The 1,634-nt window shown below is 58.0% G+C and carries 1 rRNA gene; it reads left to right on the forward strand.

What is annotated here, in order from left to right:
- Positions 1-69: 69 nt before the first annotated feature.
- Positions 70-1,634, forward strand: a 23S ribosomal RNA gene (locus AAH991_RS39990); the annotation flags it as partial.

A 1,634-nucleotide genomic window follows, 5' to 3' on the forward strand; every position in this document is an offset into this window, starting at 1 on the left:
TTGGTGGTGGGGTGGGCTGGTTGTCTGGTTGTTGTTTGTGAATTGCATAGTGGACGCGAGCATCTTTGTGGCCAAGTTGTTTAGGGCACACGGTGGATGCCTTGGCATCAGGAGCCGATGAAGGACGTGGGAGGCTGCGTTAAGCCTCGGGGAGTCGCCAACCAGACGTTGATCCGGGGATGTCCGAATGGGGAAACCTAGCACCAGTCATGTGGTGTTGCCTCCGCCTGAATGTATAGGGCGGTTGGTGGTAACGCGGGGAAGTGAAACATCTCAGTACCCGTAGGAGAAGAAAACAAATTAGTGATTCCGTGAGTAGTGGTGAGCGAAAGCGGAGGAGGCTAAACCGTGCGCGTGTGATAGCCGGCGGGCGTTGCGTGTGCGGGGTTGTGGGATCTTCCGGAAGGGACCGCCGTCTCTTCGAGCAGTGAGAAATCGGTGGGGTAGTCGAACGCTCTGGGAAGGGCGGCCGTAGACCGTGATAGCCGGGTAGGCGAAATTCTGCCGACTGCTGGGAGTTGTCCCGAGTAGCACGGGGCTCGAGGAATCCTGTGTGAATCTGCCAGGACCACCTGGTAAGCCTAAATACTTCCTGATGACCGATAGTGAACGAGTACCGTGAGGGAAAGGTGAAAAGCGCCCCGGTGAGGGGTCGTGAAATAGTACCTGAAACCGTGTGCCTACAAGCCGTAGGAGCGTAGTCGCCTTCGGGCGGCTGTGATGTGACTGCGTGCCTTTTGAAGAATGAGCCTGCGAGTTATGGTGTGTGGCGAGGTTAACCCGTGTGGGGGAGCCGTAGCGAAAGCGAGTCTGAATAGGGCGCCCGGAGTCGCATGCTGTAGACCCGAAGCGGGGTGATCTACGCATGGGCAGGTTGAAGCGTGGGTAAGACTGCGTGGAGGACCGAACCCACCAGGGTTGAAAACCTGGGGGATGACCTGTGTGTAGGGGTGAAAGGCCAATCAAACTCCGTGATAGCTGGTTCTCCCCGAAATGCATTTAGGTGCAGCGTTACGTGGTGCTTGCCGGAGGTAGGGCTCTGGATGGCTGATGGGCCCGACAAGGTTACTGACGTCAGCCAAACTTCGAATGCCGGTAAGTGGAGCGTGGCAGTGAGACTGCGGGGGATAAGCTCCGTGGTCGAGAGGGAAACAGCCCAGATCACCGACTAAGGCCCCTAAGCGTGTGCTAAGTGGGAAAGGATGTGGAGTCGCAGTGACAACCAGGAGGTTGGCTTAGAAGCAGCCACCCTTGAAAGAGTGCGTAATAGCTCACTGGTCAAGTGATTCTGCGCCGACAATGTAGCGGGGCTCAAGTACACCGCCGAAGTCGTGGCACCCGCCGGCTGGGTTTCCCGGTCCGGGGGTGGGTAGGGGAGCGTCGTGCGAACCGGTGAAGCCGCCGAGTGATCGTGTGGTGGAGGTCGTGCGAGTGAGAATGCAGGCATGAGTAGCGAGTCAGAAGTGAGAATCTTCTGCGCCGGATGACCAAGGGTTCCTGGGGCAGGTTCGTCCGCCCAGGGTAAGTCGGGACCTAAGGCGAGGCCGACAGGCGTAGTCGATGGACAACGGGTTGATATTCCCGTACCCGCTGTGATGCGCCCATATCGAATCCAGTGATACTAAGGGTCCTTA

This window comes from Microbispora sp. ZYX-F-249, from assembly GCF_039649665.1.
Taxonomy (GTDB): Bacteria; Actinomycetota; Actinomycetes; order Streptosporangiales; family Streptosporangiaceae; genus Microbispora; species Microbispora maris.